The sequence below is a fragment of the Pseudomonas sp. MN1F genome, from assembly GCF_009391885.1.
In the GTDB taxonomy this organism is placed as follows: domain Bacteria; phylum Pseudomonadota; class Gammaproteobacteria; order Pseudomonadales; family Pseudomonadaceae; genus Aquipseudomonas.
Genome location: NZ_VZII01000009.1, coordinates 174,903 through 195,952, shown reverse-complemented (window position 1 = coordinate 195,952; position 21,050 = coordinate 174,903). Strand labels below are relative to the sequence as shown.

Below are 21,050 nucleotides of genomic sequence, written 5' to 3'. Positions count from 1 at the left end.
GATCAAACGATTTTGTATACAAAAATGCCTGGGGCCGCAAAGCGGCCCCAGCAATCGATCAGACTTCGAGGTAGTCCAGGATACCTTCGGCAGCGTTACGGCCTTCGAAGATCGCCGTCACCACCAGGTCCGAACCGCGCACCATGTCGCCACCGGCGAACACTTTCGGGTTGCTGGTCTGGTGCTTGAACTTGGCTTTCTCCGGCGCTACCACGCGGCCTTGGCTGTCCAGCTGGATGCCATGCTGCTCGAACCACGGTGCCGGGCTTGGGCGGAAGCCGAAGGCGATCACCACGGCGTCGGCCGGCAGGATCTCTTCGGAGCCCGGGATCGGCTCGGGGCTGCGACGGCCACGGGCATCCGGCTCGCCGAGACGGGTCTCGACCACCTTCACGCCTTCGACCTTGTCCTCACCGACGATGGCGATGGGCTGGCGGTTGTAGAGGAACTTCACGCCTTCTTCCTTGGCGTTCTTCACCTCTTTGCGCGAACCCGGCATGTTGGCTTCGTCACGGCGATAGGCGCAGGTCACCGACTTGGCGCCCTGGCGGATCGAAGTGCGGTTGCAGTCCATCGCGGTGTCACCACCGCCCAGCACCACAACCTTCTTGCCTTGCATGTCGACGAAGTCTTCCGGCGACTTCTCGAAACCGAGGTTGCGGTTGACGTTAGCGATCAGGAAGTCCAGCGCATCGTGCACGCCAGGCAGGTCCTCACCCGGGAAACCACCCTTCATGTAGGTGTAGGTGCCCATGCCCATGAACACCGCGTCGTATTCGGCGAGCAGCTGTTCCATGGTGATGTCCTTGCCCACCTCGGTGTTCAGGCGGAACTCGATGCCCATGCCGGTGAAGACTTCGCGACGATTGCTCAGCACGGTCTTTTCCAGCTTGAACTCGGGAATGCCGAAGGTCAGCAGGCCGCCAATTTCCGGGTTCTTGTCGAACACCACCGGAGTCACGCCACCACGCACCAGCACGTCGGCACAACCCAGGCCCGCCGGGCCGGCACCGATGATGGCGACGCGCTTGCCGGTTGGCTTGACCTTGGACATGTCCGGGCGCCAGCCCATGGCGAAGGCGGTGTCGGTGATGTACTTCTCCACCGAACCGATGGTCACCGCGCCGAAACCGTCATTCAGGGTGCAGGCACCTTCGCACAGGCGGTCCTGCGGGCACACACGGCCGCACACTTCCGGCAAGGTGTTGGTCTGGTGCGACAGTTCGGCCGCAGCCAGGATATTGCCTTCGGACACCAGCTTCAGCCAGTTGGGGATGAAGTTGTGTACCGGGCACTTCCACTCGCAATACGGGTTGCCGCAGCCCAGGCAACGGTGCGCCTGCTCCACGGACTGCTGCGGCTTGAACGGTTCGTAGATTTCCACGAACTCCTTCTTGCGCTGGCGCAGCAGCTTTTTCTTGGGGTCCTTGCGGCCCACTTCGATGAACTGGAAGTCGTTGTTCAGACGTTCAGCCATTTTTCAAAACCTCTTTACCGCAGTTGCCAGCCTCAGGCTGCAAGCTGCAAGACGATCACTTGAGCACGACAGGCCCCGCGCACGGGGCCGTCACTTGCAGCTGTTCTTACTGCGGGTTGGCACGGGTGCTGGACAGCAGTTGCTTGAGGTTGGCCGCCTTCGGCTTGACCAGCCAGAAGCGCCGCACATAGTCGTCCAGGTTCTCGAAGAGCTCACGCCCCCACTCGCTGCCGGTCTCTTCCACGTATTCGCCAAGGACCCGCGCCAGGTGGCTGCGGTAGGCTTCCATCGCCTCACCACTGATGCGCTGGATTTCCACCAGCTCGTGGTTGAGTTTGTCGACGAAGCTGTTGTCCATGTCGAGCACGTAGGCGAAGCCGCCAGTCATGCCAGAACCGAAGTTGTAACCGGTCTTGCCCAGGACGCAGACAAAGCCACCGGTCATGTATTCACAGCAGTGATCGCCAGTGCCCTCGACAACAGCGTGAGCGCCGGAGTTACGTACAGCGAAGCGCTCGCCCGCAGTACCCGCGGCGAACAGCTTGCCGCCGGTGGCACCGTACAGGCAGGTGTTGCCGACGATGGCGCTGTGCTGGGTGGCGAACGGGCTGCCGGCGGGTGGCACGATGGTCACCTTGCCACCGGTCATGCCTTTGCCGACGTAGTCGTTGGCGTCGCCTTCCAGGTGCAGGTTCAGGCCACCGGCGTTCCACACACCGAAGCTCTGGCCAGCAGTACCCTTGAAGCGGAAGGTGACCGGCTTGTCGGCCATGCCCTGGTTGCCGTACAGCTTGGCGATTTCGCCAGAGATACGGGCACCGATGGAGCGGTCGCAGTTGCAGATGTCGAGGCTGAACTCGCCACCGGCCTGGTCGCGGATCGCCGGCAGGGCCATCTCGACCATCTTCTCGGCCAGCTCGCCCTTGTCGAACGGCGGGTTCTTGTCGACTTCGCAGAACTGCGGCTTGTCAGCCGGGATGTGCGAGCTGCCCAGCAGCGGGGTCAGGTCCAGGTACTGCTGGCGCTCGGTGTCACCTGGCAGCACGTCGAGCAGGTCGGTACGCCCGATCAGCTCGCCGAGGCTGCGCACGCCGAGCTTGGCCAGCCATTCACGGGTTTCTTCGGCGACGAAGGTGAAGAAGTTGATCACCATGTCGACGGTGCCGATGTAGTGGTCCTTGCGCAGCTTGTCGTTCTGCGTGGCTACGCCAGTGGCGCAGTTGTTCAGGTGGCAGATGCGCAGGTACTTGCAGCCCAGGGCGATCATCGGCGCGGTACCGAAGCCGAAGCTCTCGGCGCCGAGGATGGCTGCCTTGATCACGTCCAGGCCGGTCTTCAGGCCGCCGTCGGTCTGTACCCGTACCTTGCCGCGCAGGTCGTTGCCGCGCAGGGTCTGGTGGGTTTCGGCCAGGCCCAGTTCCCACGGGGCGCCAGCGTACTTGATCGAGGTCAGCGGCGACGCACCGGTGCCACCGTCGTAACCGGAGATGGTGATCAGGTCGGCATAGGCCTTGGCCACGCCCGCGGCGATGGTGCCAACGCCAGCCTCAGCCACCAGCTTGACCGAAACCAGGGCCTGCGGGTTGACCTGCTTGAGGTCATAGATCAGCTGGGCCAGGTCTTCGATCGAGTAGATGTCGTGGTGCGGCGGTGGCGAGATCAGGGTCACGCCCGGTACCGCATAACGCAGCTTGGCGATCAGGCCGTTGACCTTGCCGCCAGGCAGCTGGCCGCCTTCACCGGGCTTGGCGCCCTGGGCAACCTTGATCTGCAGCACTTCGGCGTTGACCAGGTATTCCGGGGTCACGCCAAAGCGGCCGGTGGCCACCTGCTTGATCTTCGAGCTCTTGATGGTGCCGTAGCGCGACGGATCTTCACCGCCCTCACCGGAGTTGGAGCGCGCACCCAGGCGGTTCATCGCCTCGGCCAGGGCTTCGTGAGCCTCCGGCGAAAGTGCACCCAGCGAGATACCGGCGGAGTCGAAGCGCTTGAGGATGGCCTCCAGCGGCTCGATCTGGTCCAGCGGCAGGGCCTCGTCGGCCACTTTCACTTTCAGCAGGTCGCGGATCATCGACACCGGACGCTGGTCGACCAGCGTGGTGTATTCCTTGAACTTGGCGTAGTCGCCCTGCTGCACGGCGGCTTGCAGGGTGTTGACCACATCCGGGTTGTAGGCGTGGTACTCGCCACCGTGGACGAACTTCAGCAGGCCACCTTGCTGGATCGGCTTGCGCGCGCTCCAGGCTTCGGCCGCCAGCAGCTTCTGGTCGCCTTCGAGGTCGACGAAGCGCGCACCCTTGATGCGGCTGGACACACCCTTGAAGCTCAGGCCGACCACTTCCTCGGCCAGGCCCACAGCTTCGAACAGCTGGGCGCCACGGTAAGAGGCGATGGTGGAGATACCCATCTTCGACAGGATCTTCAGCAGGCCCTTGGAGATGCCTTTGCGGTAGTACTTGAAGACTTCGTCCAGATCGCCCAGCACTTCGCCGGTACGGATCAGGTCGGCCAGCACTTCGTAGGCCAGGTACGGGTACACCGCCGAGGCACCGAAGCCCAGCAGTACGGCGAAGTGGTGCGGGTCACGGGCAGTGGCGGTTTCGACCAGGATGTTGCTGTCGCAACGCAGGCCCTGCTCGGTCAGGCGGTGGTGCACGGCACCCACGGCCAGCGAAGCATGCACCGGCAGCTTGCCCGGAGCGATGTAGCGGTCGCTCAGCACCAGCTGGGTCTTGCCGCTGCGCACGGCTTCTTCAGCCTGGTCGGCGATGTTGCGGATGGCCGCTTCCAGGCCGACGCTCTCATCATAGTTGAGGTCGATCAGCTGACGGTCGAAGCCTTCACGCTCAAGGTTCATCAGCGAACGCCACTTGGCGGGCGAGATGACCGGCGAGCTGAGGATCACCCGCGAAGCGTGCTCCGGGGACTCCTGGAAGATGTTGCGCTCGGCACCCAGGCAGATTTCCAGGGACATGACGATCGCTTCGCGCAGCGGGTCGATCGGCGGGTTGGTCACCTGGGCGAACTGCTGGCGGAAGAAGTCGTACGGCGAACGCACGCGCTGCGACAGCACGGCCATCGGCGTGTCGTCACCCATCGAACCGACCGCTTCCTGGCCCTGCTCGCCGAGTGGGCGCAGCACCTGGTCACGCTCTTCGAAGGTGACCTGGAACATCTTCATGTATTGCTTGAGCTGGTCAGCGTCGTAGCTGGCCACGCCCTGGTCATCCGTCAGGGTCGCCTGGATGCGGGTGGCGTGCTGACGCAGCCAGCGCTTGTACGGGTGGCGCGACTTCAGACGGTTGTCGATGGCGTCAGTGTCGAGGATCTGGCCGGTCTCGGTGTCCACGGCAAGGATCTGGCCCGGGCCGACGCGGCCCTTGGCCAGGACTTCCTCTGGCTGGTAGCCCCACACGCCGATTTCCGAGGCAATGGTGATGTAGCCATTGGTGGTCGTCACCCAGCGCGCCGGGCGCAGGCCGTTACGGTCGAGCAGGCACACCGCGTGGCGGCCTTCGGTCATGACGATACCGGCCGGGCCATCCCACGGCTCCATGTGCATGGAGTTGTATTCGTAGAAGGCGCGCAGGTCGGCGTCCATGGTCTCGACGTTCTGCCAGGCTGGCGGTACCAGCATGCGCACGCCGCGGAACAGGTCGATGCCACCGGTGACCATCAGCTCCAGCATGTTGTCCATGCTCGACGAGTCGGAACCGACGCGGTTGACCAGTGGGCCGAGCTCTTCGAGGTCGGGGATCAGGTCGTTGGCGAACTTGGTGCGACGGGCCATGGCCCAGTTGCGGTTGCCGGTGATGGTGTTGATCTCGCCGTTGTGGGCGAGGAAGCGGAATGGCTGGGCCAGCGGCCATTTCGGCAGGGTGTTGGTGGAGAAGCGCTGGTGGAACACGCAGATCGCGGTCTGCAGGCGCTCATCACCCAGGTCTGGATAGAACGCCGCGAGATCGCGCGGCATCATCAGGCCTTTGTAGATGATGGTCTTGTGCGAGAAGCTGCAGATGTAGTGGTCGGTGTCGTGGGCATTGGCCACGGACGAACGGCGACGGGCACTGAACAGCTTGATGGCGAATTCCTGATCGCTCAGGCCTTCACCGCCGATGAACACCTGCTCGATCTGCGGCAGGCGCTCCAGGGCCAGGCGGCCGAGCACACTGGTGTCGATCGGGACCTTGCGCCAGCCGACCAGCTTCAGGCCGGCCGCGACGATTTCGCGGTCCATGTTGGCGCGGGCAGCTTCGGCTTTGACCGGGTCCTGGTTGAAGAACACCATGCCGACGGCGTACTGCTTGGGCAGCTCGACGGCGAAGTGTTCCTGGGCCACGGCCCGCAGGAATTGATCGGGCTTCTGCATGAGCAGACCGCAACCGTCACCGGTCTTGCCGTCGGCGTTGATACCACCGCGGTGGGTCATGCAGGTCAGTGCCTGCATGGCGGTTTGCAGAAGGTGGTGGCTCGGCTCGCCCGTCATATGGGCGATCAGGCCAAAACCACAGTTGTCCTTGAATTCTTCGGGATGGTACAGACCTGTTTTCATAGACACTTTCTCACCAGGTTCACCTCTCAACCGGAGGTAAATCTCTTTTATGTACAACCACTTACCATCCACGCCGATCAAACGCCAGCTTTTTTGCGGTGGCCATGGAAAACCATTGTTGCACAGCGACAGTCATACCCACAAATTTTCATGTCTCACCATTGAAAATTTATGTCGCAATTTTGAATGTTTTTGCGCCATGCGCCGTGATAGCGGCTTGGCTCGAGTCTGAAGCGTTTCAGCCATGACTGCAACAGAGGCTTGTGGCCGGCAGTCCGGGACAGAAAAGCCTGCCGCGCTCAGGCGCAGCAGGCTAGTCGAATGTCATTAATCGCTCAGCAACTGGGCGGCGGGGTGATGCCGCCCGGCAGGTATCAGCGGGCCGAGGCCAGCTCTTGTTGGACGCTGGCGACGGTACGTGGCCAAGGTTTACCAGCCTGGACCTTCGCTGGCAAGTTCTTGATTGCCGCAACCGCTGCGTCGCGGTTGGCGAAGTTGCCATAGGTGACCACGTACAGGGGTTTGCCCTGCAGGTTTTTCTTGAAGTAGCGATAGTCGCCACCCTGCTCCTTGACGAAGGCCTGGGCCGACGCTTCGGAGCTGGTGCCAAGAATCTGCACCACATAGTTGCCTGGCTTCTGGCCCGCGTACCAGCCTCCGGCGCCGCCGGTGCTGACGCTGGCGGCCGGCTTTTCCACCGGCTTGGCGGCTGGCTTGGCGACAGCGACCTGAGTCGGTGCCGGCTTGGCAGGCGCAACCGGCTTGACCGGCTGGGTAGCGACAGGCTTGGGCGCAGGCGCAACCGGCTGCACCGGCGCGGTAGCCTGGGCCATGCTCGGCGCCGGGCCTGCAGGCACGCCCTGTGGCGGCGCGATCGTGGTTACGGTAGGCGGGTTGCCTGGCTGCAAGGCGGTATTGCCAGCCGGGCCACCCTCCTCGCCGTCACCCATGCCGGCAGCCTGCGCCAGAGGCTCGCGCATCACCGGCTGGGACTGCCCCACCAGCGGCAGCGGCATCGGCTGCGACTGGCCGGAGAACTCGATGGCCGGGTTGCCGTTGTTCGACTGAGCGCTACCTGGCTGGCCCTCGCCCAGCGGCAACTGGGCCTGGGCCACAGGCGCCTCGGCAGGGGCCTTGTCGCCTTTCTTGGGCATCAGAACCGCAGCACCTACGGCGACCACGACGACAGCGGACAGCGCGAGTACGTGTTTCTTAGGCATTTTGAACCCCATGGATGGTCGCTTGACCGTGGTACGGCTGGCGATCATGGCTTCGATCAAAGTATCGCGGGCGACCTGGTTGATGTTGCCAGGCCATCCGTCGGAGTTTTCATGAATATCGACTAGCTGTTCACGGGTGAACACCTCGATGCCCCGGCCAGCGCCTTCCAGGCGTTGCTCCAGGTACTCGCGGGTTTCTTCCTCGCTGTAGGGGGCGAGTTCAATAACGTGGAAGCGCTCTTCCTCGATCTGGATCTCGTCCAACCCGGCAATCAGCGAGGGCTCGCCGAACAGGAACACGTGCGGGCGCCCTTCCGGTAGCCCTGCCGCCAGTTCCAGCAACGCTTGGAGTGCCGACTCGTCGAGTTGTTCCGCATCATCAACCAGCAAATAGACTTCCTGCCCGGTCAGTGCCAGCTGCACCACCTTGTTCAGGATCGCCTGCACTTCAGGCTGGGCCACTTCCAGCGTCTGCGCCACCTGGCCGAGGACACTGGCGGCATCGCTGGCGCCGCGGGCAGATACCACCACGCTCAGCACCGACTGCTTGTTGGTGCTGGCCACCAAGGCCTGGCGCAGCAGGGTCTTGCCGCTGCCCACGGGGCCAGTGACCACCAGCATCAGCTGGCTATAGCGAGCCAGGTGATGCAGCTGGCCCAGCACCGGCTTGCGCTGGGCGGGGAAGAACTTGAAGCCGGGCACACGCGGCGCGAACGGATCGTGGCTCAACTGGTAATGTTCGAGGAACGCCTCATCGGCATGCAAACTGGTCATTACGCTGTCACAACCTCAAAGCTGGGCCACGATCGCGCGGTAATCCGCCGACAGCGTGGCCTGAAGAATCTCTTTCGGATAGTCGTCAGTGATCACGGCTTCGCCCAGCTGGCGCAGCAGCACCAGCCGCAGGCGGCCATCGAGGACCTTCTTGTCGACCGCCATATGCTCCATGAAATGCGCCGGGGTCATTTCCTGTGGTGGCACCACCGGCAAACCTGCGTCCTGCAACAGGCGGATTGCCCGATCACGCTCGGCCTGGTCGATCCAGCCCAGGCGCATGGACATTTCCAGGGCCATCACCGTACCTGCGGCCACGGCTTCACCGTGCAGCCACACGCCGTAGCCCATGTGCGTCTCGATGGCGTGGCCGAAGGTGTGGCCCAGGTTCAGCGTGGCACGCACGCCGGATTCGCGCTCGTCGGTACCGACCACGGCAGCCTTGGCGGCGCACGAGCGGCTGATCGCTTCGGTCAGGGCAGCCGGCTCGAGAGCGCGCAGGGCCTGCATATTGTCTTCGAGCCAGGCGAGGAACGGCTTGTCGCAGATCAGGCCGTACTTGATCACTTCGGCCAGGCCGGCCGACAGCTCGCGTTCGGGCAGGGTCTTGAGGCTGGTGGTATCGATCAGCACCGCGTTGGGCTGATAGAAGGCACCGACCATGTTCTTGCCCAAGGGGTGGTTGATACCGGTCTTGCCACCCACCGAGGAGTCGACCTGAGACAGCAGGGTGGTCGGCACCTGGATGAAGTCGACGCCACGCTGGTAGCAGGCCGCCGCAAAGCCGGCCATGTCACCGATCACGCCGCCGCCGAGGGCGACCACGGTAGTACGGCGGTCATGCCGCGCCGTCAGCAGGCCATCGAAGATCAGTTGCAGGGTTTGCCAATTTTTGTGGGCTTCGCCGTCTGGCAGGATCACCGGCAGCACCGAGTAGGCGCCGAGGGTCTTGCTCAGGCGTTCGAGATACAGAGGCGCGACGGTTTCGTTGGAAACGATGGCAACCTGCCGCCCGCGGATATGCGGCGCCAGCAGTTCGGCCTGGTCCAGCAGGCCTTCGCCAATATAGATCGGGTAGCTACGCTCGCCGAGGTCGACCTTAAGTGTCTGCATGTATCCCCACAATGTACTTGGGCGCGGCGCCGGCTGTTCGACCCACGCGGTAACGTTGAACCTCGCCTCGGCGCTGGCCGAGAATAGTCCCGGCTTAGCGGGGCGGCAACTGCTGCAGGCGCTCGAGAATATCGAGCACCACCATGCGCGGCGGCCGTTCGTCGGTTTCCACCACCAGGTCGGCGATTTCGCGATAAAGCGGGTCGCGCGCCTCCAGCAAGGCGCGCAGCGTCGCCTCCGGGTTGGCGGTGCGCAGCAACGGGCGGTTGCGGTCGCGCGCCGTGCGCCCGACCTGCTGCTCCACCGAGGCGTGCAGGTAGATGACCCGGCCGCCCTCGTGCAGCGCCTGGCGGTTTTCCGCGCGCATGACTGCGCCACCACCGGTCGCCACAACCACGCCATCGAGCGCGCAAAGCTCGGCGATCATAGCCTGCTCACGGTCACGGAAGCCCGGCTCGCCTTCTTTATCGAAGATCCACGGGATGTTGGCGCCGGTTCGCAGTTCGATTTCCTTGTCGGAATCTTTGAACAGCAGGCGCAGCTCTTTGGCCAACAGGCGCCCGATGGTGCTCTTACCAGCGCCCATGGGCCCTACAAGTATCAAATTTCGCACAGAATCAACGACTCACAGCAATCGCCTGGTCACTCATGATACGCGGAGTCAGGAAGACCAGCAGCTCGGATTTTTTCTCTTGTAATGCATCGCGTCGAAACAGCCGCCCAACATACGGCAGATCGCCCAAAAATGGCACCTTGTCGACCACATTGTTTTGCGTGGTCGAGTAGACACCCCCGATGACGATGGTTTCACCATCCGCCACTCGGACCTTGGCATTGACTTCGTTCTTGCGAATCGGTGGCACGTCGTTCAGGGCATTAACGAAGTCAGGCTCGTCCTTGGTCACCTTGACCGTCATGATGACCTTGCCGTCCGGAGTGATCTGCGGCGTGACCTCCAGCGACAACGAGGCTTCGCGAAAGGCGACCGAGGTGGCGCCACTCTTGCTGGTCTCCTGATAAGGCACCTCGGTGCCCTTGAGAATCCTGGCGGTTTCCTTGTCAGCCGTGACCACCTTGGGCTGGGAGATGATTTCACCGTTGCCGCTCTTCTCCATGGCGCTGAGTTCCAAGTCCAGCAGCATACCGCCACGCAACAGGCCTACGCCGATGCCGGCACCGCCCCGCTCCACGCCCAGGTCGACAAACAGGTCCTTGCCCAGTTGCGGCGCTTCACCATACAGCTGCCGCCCCCAGCGCACGCCCAGGCCTTTCTCGTAGTCGACATTGGCCTCCACGATGCGCGCCTCGATTTCTACCTGCCGCACCGGCACATCCAGCTGAGCGACCAGCTGGCGCAACTCGGCAAGGCGGTCCGCAGGCTGGTGCGCGACCAAGGTGTTGGTGCGGGCGTCGACGCTCAGGCTGCCACGACCGGTCAGAATGCCGTCATCCGCCAGGGTTGCCAGCAACAGCTCTGCGAGGTCGGAAGCCTTGGCGTGATGGATCGGCAGCAACTCACGCCGCAAGGGTTGCAGCTGCGCATCCAGCTCTTGCCCGATACGGGCGCCAAGGGATTGCTCGGCCAACTCGGTGGCTGGCGCTACCAGCAGCACATTCCCCTCCTCGCGCCGCGCCAGCCCTTTAGTACGAAGGACCAGCTCCAGCGCCTGATCCCAGGGGACTTGGTGCAGCCGCAGGGTGACATTGCCCTGCACCGTGTCACTGGCGACCAGGTTGATCCCGGCGTAATCAGCCAGCACCTGAAGCACCGAGCGCACCTCGACATCCTGAAAGTTCAGCGAGATGGGCTCACCCCGATAGGACGCCGCCATGCACCACTGGCTGGGTATCAACGCCACCGCCACCCACTTCAACAGCCATTTCATCACCGTCCCTGGCCTCCATTGTCACGCTCTTCCTGAGCGCCAGCGTTACCGTGCGCTCACGCCACACGCCCCCTATGAACAGCCGCTCACGCACCTCCAGCTGCCGCTCGCCGACTTCCACCACAACACCGCCATCACGCCCCAGCCGATCACCGGAGCGCACGCGATACAAGCGGCCTGCCGCCGACAGCAACGCTTCGCGCTGCTGCCCCCGCTGCAGGCTACCGACCATCTGCAGCTGAGCCAGCGGGACGCTGGCAAGCCCAGCCTGGACGACACGCGCTGCCCAGGCGGAAAACGGATCGTGAACCACCGGCAGCACCTCACCCCGAGCCGGTGAATCGGCCAGGGACAAAGGCTCAGGCACCGCCCCGTCGGCTTGATAGGCATGCACGCGCATGCCAAGGTGCAACAACCCAGGCCTGTCACCGGCAGGTGCCAACCACAAAGCCTCGGCACGCAGCAGACGAGCCTGGCCAAGCCAGTCGTCCAACCACATCCGCAGCCCCGAATAGCGCCCAACTACCTGCACGTCCAAGGGCGTCTGCCAGTAGCCGGGCTGCTTTACCTCATCAAGTACATCGAGCCGCTCGAAGTGCAGGCCATGCGCATGGCCCGAGGCCGCCAGCTGGTCAAGCAGATCGCTCATGTCGGCCCCGGCAGCAAGGCGCCAGCGGGCATCCTGCAAAAGGTGCCGTGCGTCATCGAGGGCCTCGCGCATTTGCGACGATGCCAACACTTCGGCAGCCTTGGTTTCATGCGCCTCAAGCAGGCGAACGTGCCGGGCGCGCTCTGCCTCTTGAAGCTGCAACCAGTGCGGCAAGCGAAACAGACAGCCGAGCCCAACAAGGATGAGGCCTATGGCAAACGGCAGCGCGCAGCCAAAGAGCCGCGAGCGCTCGATGAGTGCCAGCCATGCGCCTTTCTGCAGCAGATTCATGACCAGAACGCCGATATGCGCGCCAACAACAGAAACTCGTCGCCATCCGCCTGGCTCTTCAAGCTTTTGAGTTCCAGTTCACGCATCACTCCAGACCGCTCCAGCTCGCGCATCAGCTGCGCCACGACTGCCCCGGAGGCGGCCACACCGACCATGCGCAAGCGTGAACCTTGCAGTTCGAGCCTGAGCAGTTGTACGCCCTCCGGCAGCGCCCGCTCCAGATCCGCAAACACGGCTGTCACCAGCCCCTGCTCAGCACGCAAGTCAGCCAGGGCCGCAGCCTGCGCGCGCACTTCGTCATAGGATTGCCTGACACGATCATGCTCAGTCCTCTGCGCCTCCAGCACATCGATTGCAGCTTGCTGGCTATCGTTGGCAACGGCTTGCTGGTGGGCTCGCTGACGGGCCAGCTGGTCGATCAGCAGCACCGCAAACAACGCCACAACTGCCGCCCCCAGCAGCATCAGGCGCAAACGCCGGAGCGCTGCCAGGCGCTGCCGCTCTCGCCACGGCATCAGATTCAGACGCAACATCAGCGCACGCTGCCCATTGCCAGTGCAAAAGCCAAGGCCATGCAACCATCACTGCAATCCACACCCGCCACAGGCGGCAATGGCCGGCACGGCAAGCCGAGACGCTCAGTCAGTCGAGCAAGCACGCCTTGCCCGGGAGCCGGAGCGCCGACGACAAGCACTTCTTCCGGCCCTGCCCCTTCAGCGAATACGTCACCGGGCAGATCAGGTAACGCGCCCGGGAGCAATTCCTGCCGTAAAGGCATCGTATCGCCAAGCCAGCCATGCAACGTCGAGCTGCCCGGCTCGATGCGCAGCAGCGCTGCTGGGCGGTTGGTTTGGTTGGGCATCAGGCGGCGCAAGGCAATGCTGTCCACTTCCGCGACTTCCAGCTCCAGCCCTGCGGCTTCGAATGCTGCTTGCACCGGTTGCAATGCACTCTGACGGCTGGCCGCGACCAGGACATCCAGGCTCCCGGGTTGCAGCAACGAGGCACCCAGCACCTGAAAATCCAGTACCAGGTCTTCAAGGGGAAAGGGAAACAGGCGGTCTGCTTCTCCCAGCAGTTGCGCCTCCATTTGACCAGGGGTCTGACTGACTGGCAGCTGGCACAGCTTGCAGATCACTTGTGAGGCAGGCAGTGCCACGGCGGCCCGGCGCTCGCGGCAACCAGATTGCCGATAAGCGCTGCGCAGGGCAGCGACAATTCGATCAGGGTCCTGCCAGCCGTTACCAGGAGCAAACGGCTCGACCGCCCAGGCCAGCTGCTTGTAGCGCCCCCTGTGGCGCCGCAGCTGTGCAATACGTATGGAGTCGGAAGTGATTTCCACCCCCAGCAGTGAACTGGCATCCTTGCCAAAACGTCCAAGCATAGCGACTTCCTTGTTACAACCATGAACCGCCGCATTGCCAGGCCCGACCGGCCAGACGGTGCAGCGGGCCGCCTGGCCGGTCACCCGGCGAGGCGAAAAGTGCTTATAATGCCCAGCGTTTTTTCGTCCGCCGGCCCCGTGCGCAATTCACCCCTCAATCTGGACACCGAAAAGCCTTGATACGCCTGCTGAAGTTCTTCTGGTGGTCTTTCGTCGCAGTCATCTGCGCGCTCGTACTCGGTGTGAGCGGTGCGTTTCTGTATCTTAGCCCCAACCTGCCATCGGTCGATTCGCTCAGAAGCATCCAGTTGCAGATCCCCCTGCGGGTGTACAGCAGCGACGGCAAGCTGATTGCCGAGTTCGGCGAAATGCGCCGTTCGCCGATCCGCTTCGCGGAAATTCCGCCACAGTTCATTCAGGCGCTTCTGTCAGCCGAGGACGACAATTTCCTCAATCACTACGGGGTCGACCCAAGCAGCCTGATGCGTGCTGCGACCCAGCTCGTGAAGACCGGCCACATCCAGACCGGCGGCAGCACCATCACCATGCAGGTGGCGAAGAACTTCTTCCTCACCAGCGAGCGCAGCTTCTCGCGCAAGACCAACGAAATTCTCCTGGCCCTGCAGATCGAACGTGAGCTGACCAAGGACGAGATCCTTGAGCTGTACGTCAACAAGATCTACCTGGGTAACCGCGCCTACGGTATCGATGCAGCCGCGCAGGTGTATTACGGCAAGTCGATCCGTGACGTGAGCCTGGCGCAGATGGCAATGATCGCCGGCCTGCCCAAGGCGCCGTCGCGCTTCAACCCGCTGGCCAACCCGGTACGCGCCAAGGAGCGCCGCGACTGGATTCTTGGCCGCATGTACAAGCTCGGCAAGATCGACGAGGCGAGCTATCAGGCCGCCCTGGCCGAACCGCTGAACGCCAGCTACCACGTACCGACCCCAGAAGTGAACGCGCCCTACGTCGCCGAAATGGCCCGCGCCGAAATGGTCGGCCGCTATGGCAGCGACGCCTACACCGAAGGTTTCCGTGTCACCACCACCGTGCCGAGCGACATGCAGGAAATGGCCAACAAGGCCATCCTCAACGGCCTCTCCGAGTACGACGAGCGCCACGGCTACCGCGGCCCCGAAGCTCGCTTCCCGGGCAAGACCCTGGTCGCCTGGCAGCAGGAGCTGAGCAAGCAACGCACCCTGGGCAGCCTGGAGCCGGCCATCGTCACGCGCGTGGAAAAGAGCGGCATCAAAGTGCTGACTCGCGGCGGCAATGAAGAAGAGGTTGCCTGGGACACCATGAAGTGGGCGCGCCCGTTCATCAACAGCAACTCGCAGGGCCGTGCACCGCAATCGCCTGCCGACGTTGCCCAGGTGGGTGACCTGGTACGCCTGCAGCGCCTGAATGACGGCAAGCTCAAGTTCAGCCAGGTGCCCGGTGCACAGAGTGCGCTGGTATCCCTCGACCCGCAAAACGGCGCAATCCGCGCCCTGGTCGGCGGTTTCTCGTTCGAACAGAGCAACTACAACCGCGCCATGCAGGCCAAGCGCCAGCCAGGCTCCAGCTTCAAGCCGTTCATCTATAGCGCGGCACTGGACAGCGGCTACACCGCCTCCAGCCTGGTCAACGATGCGCCGATCGTGTTCGTCGACCAGTACCTGGACAAGGAATGGCGACCCAAGAACGACACCAACACCTTCCTCGGCCCGATCCGCCTGCGCGAAGCCTTGTACAAGTCTCGCAACCTGGTGTCGATCCGCCTGCTGCAGGCCATGGGCGTAGACCGTACCATCGACTACATCGCCAAGTTCGGCTTCAACAAACAGGACCTGCCGCGCAACCTTTCGCTGGCGCTGGGCACTGCTACCCTGACGCCGATGGAGATCGCCACTGGCTGGAGCACCTTTGCCAACGGCGGCTACAAGATCAATCCGTACCTGATCGAGCGCATCGAGAGCCGCAGCGGCGAGACCCTGTTCACCGCAAACCCTGCGCGTGTACCGCAAGGTGCCGAAGACCATGCCGGCCTTGCGGCACCGGAACAGCCGATCAGCACTGCCGCCATGCCTGGCGAGGCTCCGTCCGCCCTGGGCCAGATTGCCCCACCACCGCAGACGCCAGCTGTCGCCGAGCAGATCGTCGATGGCCGCACCACCTACATCCTGACCAGCATGCTGCAGGACGTGATCAAGCGCGGTACCGGCCGCCGGGCATTGGCCCTGGGCCGCACCGATCTGGCCGGCAAGACGGGGACCACCAACGAATCCAAGGACGCCTGGTTCTCCGGCTACAACGCCGATTACGTGACCACCGTATGGGTTGGCTTCGACCAGCCGGAAACGCTCGGCCGCCGTGAGTACGGCGGTACAGCGGCCCTGCCGATCTGGATGAGTTTCATGGGTGCGGCTCTGAAGGACAAGCCGAGCCATGCACCGGCGGAACCGGAAGGCATCCTCAGCCTGCGGGTCGACCCGGTCAGCGGCCGTGCAGCTTCGCCAAGCACGCCAGATGCCTACTTCGAGCTGTTCAAGGCCGAGGATTCACCGCCGTCGGTGGATGAGCTGGGCAATGGCACAGCGCCGGGCAGCCCGCTGCCAGCGGACGAAGCAGCGCCGATGGATCTGTTCTGAAGCAGAGCGCCTGGCTCGGCTTAAGCGCGGGCGCGTAAATCGAGCGCCGCCCGCGCGGCGCTCGACCTCACAGGCGCTGATACGCTCTCGGCAAACAAAAAGCCCCGGCTCTCACGAGCCGGGGCTTTTTGGTATAGCTGCAGCTACTATCAGCCGTTAAACACTTCATCCACGCTGTTCAGCGGGTAGTGCTTCGGATACGGCAGGGTAGCCACGCCGGATTCGATGGCGGCCTTGGCCACGGCGTCGGAAACGACGGTGATCAGGCGAGCGTCCAACGGCTTCGGAATGATGTACTCACGACCGAACTCCAGGCCTTCAACACCGTAGGCTTCGCAGACTTCCTTCGGCACTGGCAGCTTGGCCAGGTCTTTCAGCGCGATGGCGGCGGCGATCTTCATTTCTTCGTTGATGCGCTTGGCGCGAACGTCCAGGGCACCACGGAAGATGAACGGGAAGCCCAGTACGTTGTTGACCTGGTTCGGGTAGTCGGAACGACCGGTAGCCATGATCACGTCGTTGCGGGTGGCGTGAGCCAGCTCCGGGGAGATTTCCGGGTCCGGGTTCGAGCAGGCGAACACGATCGGGTTGGCAGCCATCGACTTCAGGCCTTCCGGGCTCAGCAGGTTCGGGCCGGACAGGCCTACGAACACGTCAGCACCGTCCAGGGCATCAGCCAGGGTGCGCTTGTCGGTAGCGTGGGCGAACTGGGCCTTGTACTGGTTCAGGTCGTCACGGCCAGCGTGGATCACGCCGCTGCGGTCGATCATGAAGATGTTCTCGACCTTGGCGCCCATGCTGACCAGCAGCTTCATGCAGGAGATAGCGGCAGCGCCGGCACCCAGGCAGACGATCTTGGCTTCTTCCAGCTTCTTGCCAGCGATTTCCAGGGCGTTGATCATGCCGGCTGCGGTGACGATCGCGGTGCCGTGCTGGTCATCGTGGAATACCGGAATGTCGCACTGCTCGATCAGGGTGCGTTCGATTTCGAAGCACTCTGGGGCCTTGATGTCTTCGAGGTTGATGCCACCGAAGGTGATCGAGATGCGGCGAACGGTGTCGATGAAAGCCTGCGGGCTTTCCGATTCGACTTCGATGTCGAACACGTCAATACCGGCGAAACGCTTGAACAGAACGCCCTTGCCTTCCATCACTGGCTTGGAGGCCAGTGGGCCGAGGTCACCCAGACCGAGGATGGCGGTGCCATCAGAAATAACCGCGACCAGGTTGCCCTTGCCGGTGTATTTGTAGGCCAGCTCAGGATCACGGCCGATTTCACGCACGGGTTCTGCAACACCTGGGCTGTAGGCCAGGGCGAGATCGCGGGCGGTGGCGGTGGGCTTGGAGAGCTCGACGCTCAGTTTCCCCGGACGAGGTTGAGCGTGGTATTCGAGAGCGGCGGTTTTCAGGTCTGACATGGTGGGCATTCCGCTATTTACTGTTCTGACGGACCGCCGAGGATACGCAAAGAGCCGGGGGGCCACAAGACTGGTCAGTCACTTGTGTCAAGGCCTTTGGCCTACGACTTTAAGCTATCACGCACGGGGGCATTCGACTCACAGTGTGTACAATCTGATAGCGAACTGTCTACATCTTTTCAGCCTGAAGTACGCTCCAGCATCCCGGGATCGGTCAGCGGCAACACCCAGCGTCGCTGCCCTGGCTTGAGCCCACCCTTACGGGAACGATCCCGCACCCAGCCGCGCGCCTCGACCTGGCGTCCTTTGAGGTTAGCGAAGAAGCTGGCGGGGAAGGTGCGTTGCAGACGAGCGGGAATCTGCAGCACCACAGTATCATCCAGTTCAAGCCAGATACCGCCACGATTGCGCTCGATGCCCCGGATAGTGCCTGCGACAACGGCGAAACCCGATTGCTTCACGTTTACCGCCTTGAGCACTGGCGAACTGCGCCACAGACCTGCCCGCGCCTCGCGCGCCGCCCGCTCCGCCGCTTGTTGGCAGCCCGTCAGGCGCACGTTGGGGGCGATCGCTACGTGATAGCCAAGCCCTTCGCTGAGCAGCTGCGCCTCGAGATTGTCGCCATTACGCCCATAGATGTTCGCCAGGGTACGACCGTACTTGTCCTTGCCCTCGACACCCGGCACCAGCCCGACGCGCCCGTCACTGGCCTTGACCAATGCCTGCAGGCGCTGCCTGGCAGCCTCGGCATAGGGTTCACTGCTACGCCCCTTGCGCCCGATTTCCGGGGCATTGATGCCGATCATGCGCACACTGCGACCGTCGGTCAGGCGCAGCGTGTCGCCATCCACCACCTGGCGCACCGCCACCTGCTGTGGTTGCACCGGCAACGGGCAGAACGCCAGGGCCGGGAGCTGCCAGATTGCGCCCACAAAAAAGGCGCCCACAAGGGGCGCCTTTTTCAGCAACAATGCGAAGCCCGAAGGATTCGCCATGCGCATGATTACTTCTTGGTACCGAACATACCGAAGCGATCGGCGAACTTCTGTACGCGACCACCGGTGTCCAGGACTTTCTGCTTACCGGTGTAGAACGGGTGGCACAGGTTGCAAACGTCGATCGCCAGGGTGTTGCCCAGGGTCGAACGAGTTTCGAACTTGTTACCGCAGCTGCAGGTGACTGCAACTACTTCGTAGTTCGGGTGGATACCTTCTTTCATGGTCACTTCCTCGAGCTGCGTGCCGCCACCCAACACCTATTGTTGAATACCGCACGTAATTAGGCGGCGAATAATACCAGAGCACCACGCCAACGCAAGTTGTCGCTTGCACCGACCGTCGTCTGCTAGGCTCGCCAGTCTTTGAAACACCCTCCGAGACCTGCCGCGTGTCCGACGTCATCCTGCGCCTTGCCCTGCCCTCCCCGTTGCGCCGCCTGTTCGATTACAAGGCGCCTGCGAGCATGGCGCGTCAGGTGCTGACCCCTGGCATGCGCATCCGCGTGCCTTTCGGGCGCCGCGAAATGATCGGCGTGCTGGTGGAAGTGTGCGCGCAGAGCGAAGTGCCTGCCGACAAGCTCAAGCCTGCCAGTGCCTTGCTCGACCCGGTTTCGCCGATCCCGGCATCGCTGTTCAAGCTGTGCCTGTGGACTGCCCAGTACTACCAGCACAGCCTCGGCGATACCCTGAGCTGGGCGCTACCCACGCTGTTGCGCCAGGGTGAACCTGCCGAAATGCGCCAGGAACGCTTCTGGCACGTGGCGCCCGGCGCACGCCTGGAGGACCCGCGCATCGCCCGCGCCCCGCGCCAGCGCGACGCCCTCAAGACCCTGGCCCAGCACCCGCACGGCGTGGCGCACAGCCTGCTGAGCAAGCTCAACCTGAACAAGGACAGCCTCGACCTGCTGCTGGCCAAGGAGCTGGTGCAGCTGGAAGTACGCCGCCACCTGCCAGCCCACCGCCACGAGCACTGGCTGGCGCAGCCGGAACTGCCGCTCAATGAAGAGCAGCGCGAAGCCTTCGATGCCGTGCGCGAGGGCTTTGGCGGTTTCGGCGCCTTCCTGCTGGCCGGCGTCACCGGCAGCGGCAAGACCGAGGTATACCTGCAACTGATCCGTGAAACCCTTGAAGCTGGCAAGCAGGCGCTGGTACTGATCCCCGAGATCAACCTCGGCCCGCAGACCCTGGCGCGCTTCGAGCAGCGTTTCAACGCCCGCATCGCCCTGCTGCATTCGGCCGTTAACGACCGCGAGCGCCTCGATGCCTGGCTGGCCGCCCGCGACGGCGAGGCCGACATCATCATCGGTACGCGCTCGGCGCTGTTCACGCCGATGAAGAACCCCGGCCTGATCATCATCGACGAAGAGCACGACGGCTCTTACAAGCAACAGGAAGGCCTGCGCTACCACGCCCGCGACCTCGCGCTGGTGCGCGCCCACCAGGAAAACATCCCGATCCTGCTCGGCTCCGCCACGCCGTCGCTGGAAACCCTGCACAACGCGCTCACCGGCCGCTATCGCCTGCTGCGCATGAACCAGCGGGCGGGTGGCGCCCGCCCACCGCGCATGCTGCGCCTGGATGTCAAGAGCCTGCCGCTGGACAGCGGCATCAGTGGCCCGTTGCAGCAGGCTATCCGCCAGACCCTGGAGGCCGGCCAGCAAGTCCTGGTGTTCCTCAACCGCCGCGGCTTTGCCCCAACCTTGCTGTGCCATGACTGCGGCTGGTTGTCCGAATGCCCACGCTGCGATGCCCGCATGACCGTGCACCAGCGCTCTGGCGTGCTGCGCTGCCACCACTGCGGCTACGACGAACGCCTGCCGCAGCAGTGCCCGCAGTGCAACCACGTCGACCTGCGGCCAGTAGGCGCCGGCACCGAACGTGCCGAAGAGCGCCTGAAAGTGCTGTTCCCCGATTACCCGATTCTACGCGTGGACCGCGACAGCACGGCGCGCAAGGACGCCATGCACAACTTGTTCAGCACCATCCAGCGTGGCCAGCCAAGCATCCTCGTCGGCACCCAGATGCTGGCCAAGGGTCACCACTTCCCAAGGGTGACGCTGGTCGCCATTCTCGACGCCGATGGCGGGCTGTTCTCGGGGGACTTCCGCGCCAGCGAGCGCATGGCCCAACTGATCGTCCAGGTGGCCGGCCGGGCCGGGCGCGCCGAAGAGCCCGGCAAGGTAATCATTCAGACCCACCTGGCCGACCACCCGCTGCTGGTGCAACTGACCGAACAAGGTTACTTCGCCTTTGCCGAGCAGGCCCTTGACGAACGCCGCAATGCCGGGCTGCCACCGTTCTCCCACCTGGCCTTGCTGCGTGCCGAAGCGCACAAGCCCGGCCAGGCCGAAGGCTTCCTCGACGAAGCCTGCGCCGCCGCCGAACGCCTGGTCGCCGAACAGCGCCTGCCCGGCATCGAACTGCTGGGGCCGGTGCCTGCACCCATGGAGCGGCGCGCCGGTCGCTTCAGGGCGCAATTATTGATTCAGGCCAACACCCGAGCCCCCTTGCATCGACTGATCAGCGCCTGGTTGCTAGTGTTGGAGCAACTGCCGAGCGGGCGCCAGGTACGCTGGTCACTGGATGTCGACCCGGTCGACCTTTATTAAGCTTCGGCCGCAAAGGTTGGCAACCCGCCCCCGGCAACGGATAATGCCCA

The 21,050-nt window shown here is 63.5% G+C and carries 14 protein-coding genes; 2 read left to right on the top strand and 12 right to left on the bottom strand.

What is annotated here, in order from left to right; all coding sequences use genetic code 11:
• Positions 1 to 58 precede the first annotated feature (58 nt).
• The 9 genes from F6X59_RS06770 to pilM form a co-directional block, all read right to left on the bottom strand.
• Positions 59 to 1,477, bottom strand: a complete 1,419-nt coding sequence (locus tag F6X59_RS06770; RefSeq protein ID WP_060484277.1) for an FAD-dependent oxidoreductase — start codon at positions 1,475 to 1,477, stop codon at positions 59 to 61.
• Positions 1,478 to 1,583: 106 nt separating this feature from the next.
• A complete protein-coding gene (gene gltB / locus F6X59_RS06765; RefSeq protein WP_152955556.1) occupies positions 1,584 to 6,029 on the bottom strand; it encodes a glutamate synthase large subunit in 4,446 nt (1,481 codons plus the stop codon).
• Positions 6,030 to 6,403: 374 nt separating this feature from the next.
• Positions 6,404 to 8,023: an AAA family ATPase gene (locus tag F6X59_RS06760; RefSeq protein ID WP_152955555.1), complete on the bottom strand. Its 1,620-nt coding sequence runs from the start codon at positions 8,021 to 8,023 to the stop codon at positions 6,404 to 6,406.
• Between the two features lie 15 nt (positions 8,024 to 8,038).
• Positions 8,039 to 9,136, bottom strand: coding sequence for a 3-dehydroquinate synthase (aroB, locus tag F6X59_RS06755; RefSeq protein WP_152955554.1), 1,098 nt, complete (start codon positions 9,134 to 9,136; stop codon positions 8,039 to 8,041).
• Between the two features lie 94 nt (positions 9,137 to 9,230).
• The gene (gene aroK / locus F6X59_RS06750) at positions 9,231 to 9,749 is read right to left on the bottom strand and encodes a shikimate kinase AroK (protein WP_060509908.1); all 519 of its coding nucleotides are present in this window, start codon (positions 9,747 to 9,749) and stop codon (positions 9,231 to 9,233) included.
• Positions 9,750 to 9,753: 4 nt separating this feature from the next.
• On the bottom strand, positions 9,754 to 11,022 hold the full coding sequence (locus tag F6X59_RS06745) for a type IV pilus secretin PilQ (protein WP_152955552.1): 1,269 nt from the start codon (positions 11,020 to 11,022) through the stop codon (positions 9,754 to 9,756).
• Positions 10,946 to 11,962, bottom strand: a complete 1,017-nt coding sequence (locus F6X59_RS06740) for a pilus assembly protein PilP (RefSeq protein WP_152955551.1) — start codon at positions 11,960 to 11,962, stop codon at positions 10,946 to 10,948. Before F6X59_RS06740 ends, F6X59_RS06745 begins: the two co-directional genes overlap by 77 nt.
• Positions 11,959 to 12,495: a PilN domain-containing protein gene (locus tag F6X59_RS06735; protein ID WP_152955550.1), complete on the bottom strand. Its 537-nt coding sequence runs from the start codon at positions 12,493 to 12,495 to the stop codon at positions 11,959 to 11,961. Before F6X59_RS06735 ends, F6X59_RS06740 begins: the two co-directional genes overlap by 4 nt.
• Positions 12,495 to 13,346 carry a type IV pilus biogenesis protein PilM gene (pilM, locus tag F6X59_RS06730; protein WP_152955678.1) on the bottom strand — a complete coding sequence of 284 codons (852 nt, stop codon included), beginning with the start codon at positions 13,344 to 13,346 and terminating at the stop codon, positions 12,495 to 12,497. Before pilM ends, F6X59_RS06735 begins: the two co-directional genes overlap by 1 nt.
• Positions 13,347 to 13,525: 179 nt before the next feature.
• Here pilM and F6X59_RS06725 point away from each other — a divergent pair, with 179 nt between their 5' ends.
• A complete protein-coding gene (locus tag F6X59_RS06725; protein ID WP_372240323.1) occupies positions 13,526 to 15,976 on the top strand; it encodes a penicillin-binding protein 1A in 2,451 nt (816 codons plus the stop codon).
• Between the two features lie 149 nt (positions 15,977 to 16,125).
• On the opposite strand, the gene F6X59_RS06720 is transcribed toward F6X59_RS06725, so the two are convergent.
• From F6X59_RS06720 to rpmE, 3 genes are all read right to left on the bottom strand, one after another.
• Positions 16,126 to 17,394, bottom strand: a complete 1,269-nt coding sequence (locus F6X59_RS06720; RefSeq protein ID WP_152955548.1) for a malic enzyme-like NAD(P)-binding protein — start codon at positions 17,392 to 17,394, stop codon at positions 16,126 to 16,128.
• Between the two features lie 179 nt (positions 17,395 to 17,573).
• Positions 17,574 to 18,395, bottom strand: a complete 822-nt coding sequence (locus tag F6X59_RS06715) for a thermonuclease family protein (protein ID WP_152955547.1) — start codon at positions 18,393 to 18,395, stop codon at positions 17,574 to 17,576.
• Between the two features lie 2 nt (positions 18,396 to 18,397).
• Entirely contained in the window at positions 18,398 to 18,613 is a 216-nt protein-coding gene (rpmE, locus tag F6X59_RS06710) for a 50S ribosomal protein L31 (RefSeq protein WP_027920990.1), read from the bottom strand.
• Positions 18,614 to 18,780: 167 nt separating this feature from the next.
• Here rpmE and F6X59_RS06705 point away from each other — a divergent pair, with 167 nt between their 5' ends.
• Positions 18,781 to 21,000, top strand: a complete 2,220-nt coding sequence (locus tag F6X59_RS06705) for a primosomal protein N' (protein WP_372240317.1) — start codon at positions 18,781 to 18,783, stop codon at positions 20,998 to 21,000.
• Positions 21,001 to 21,050: the final 50 nt, after the last annotated feature.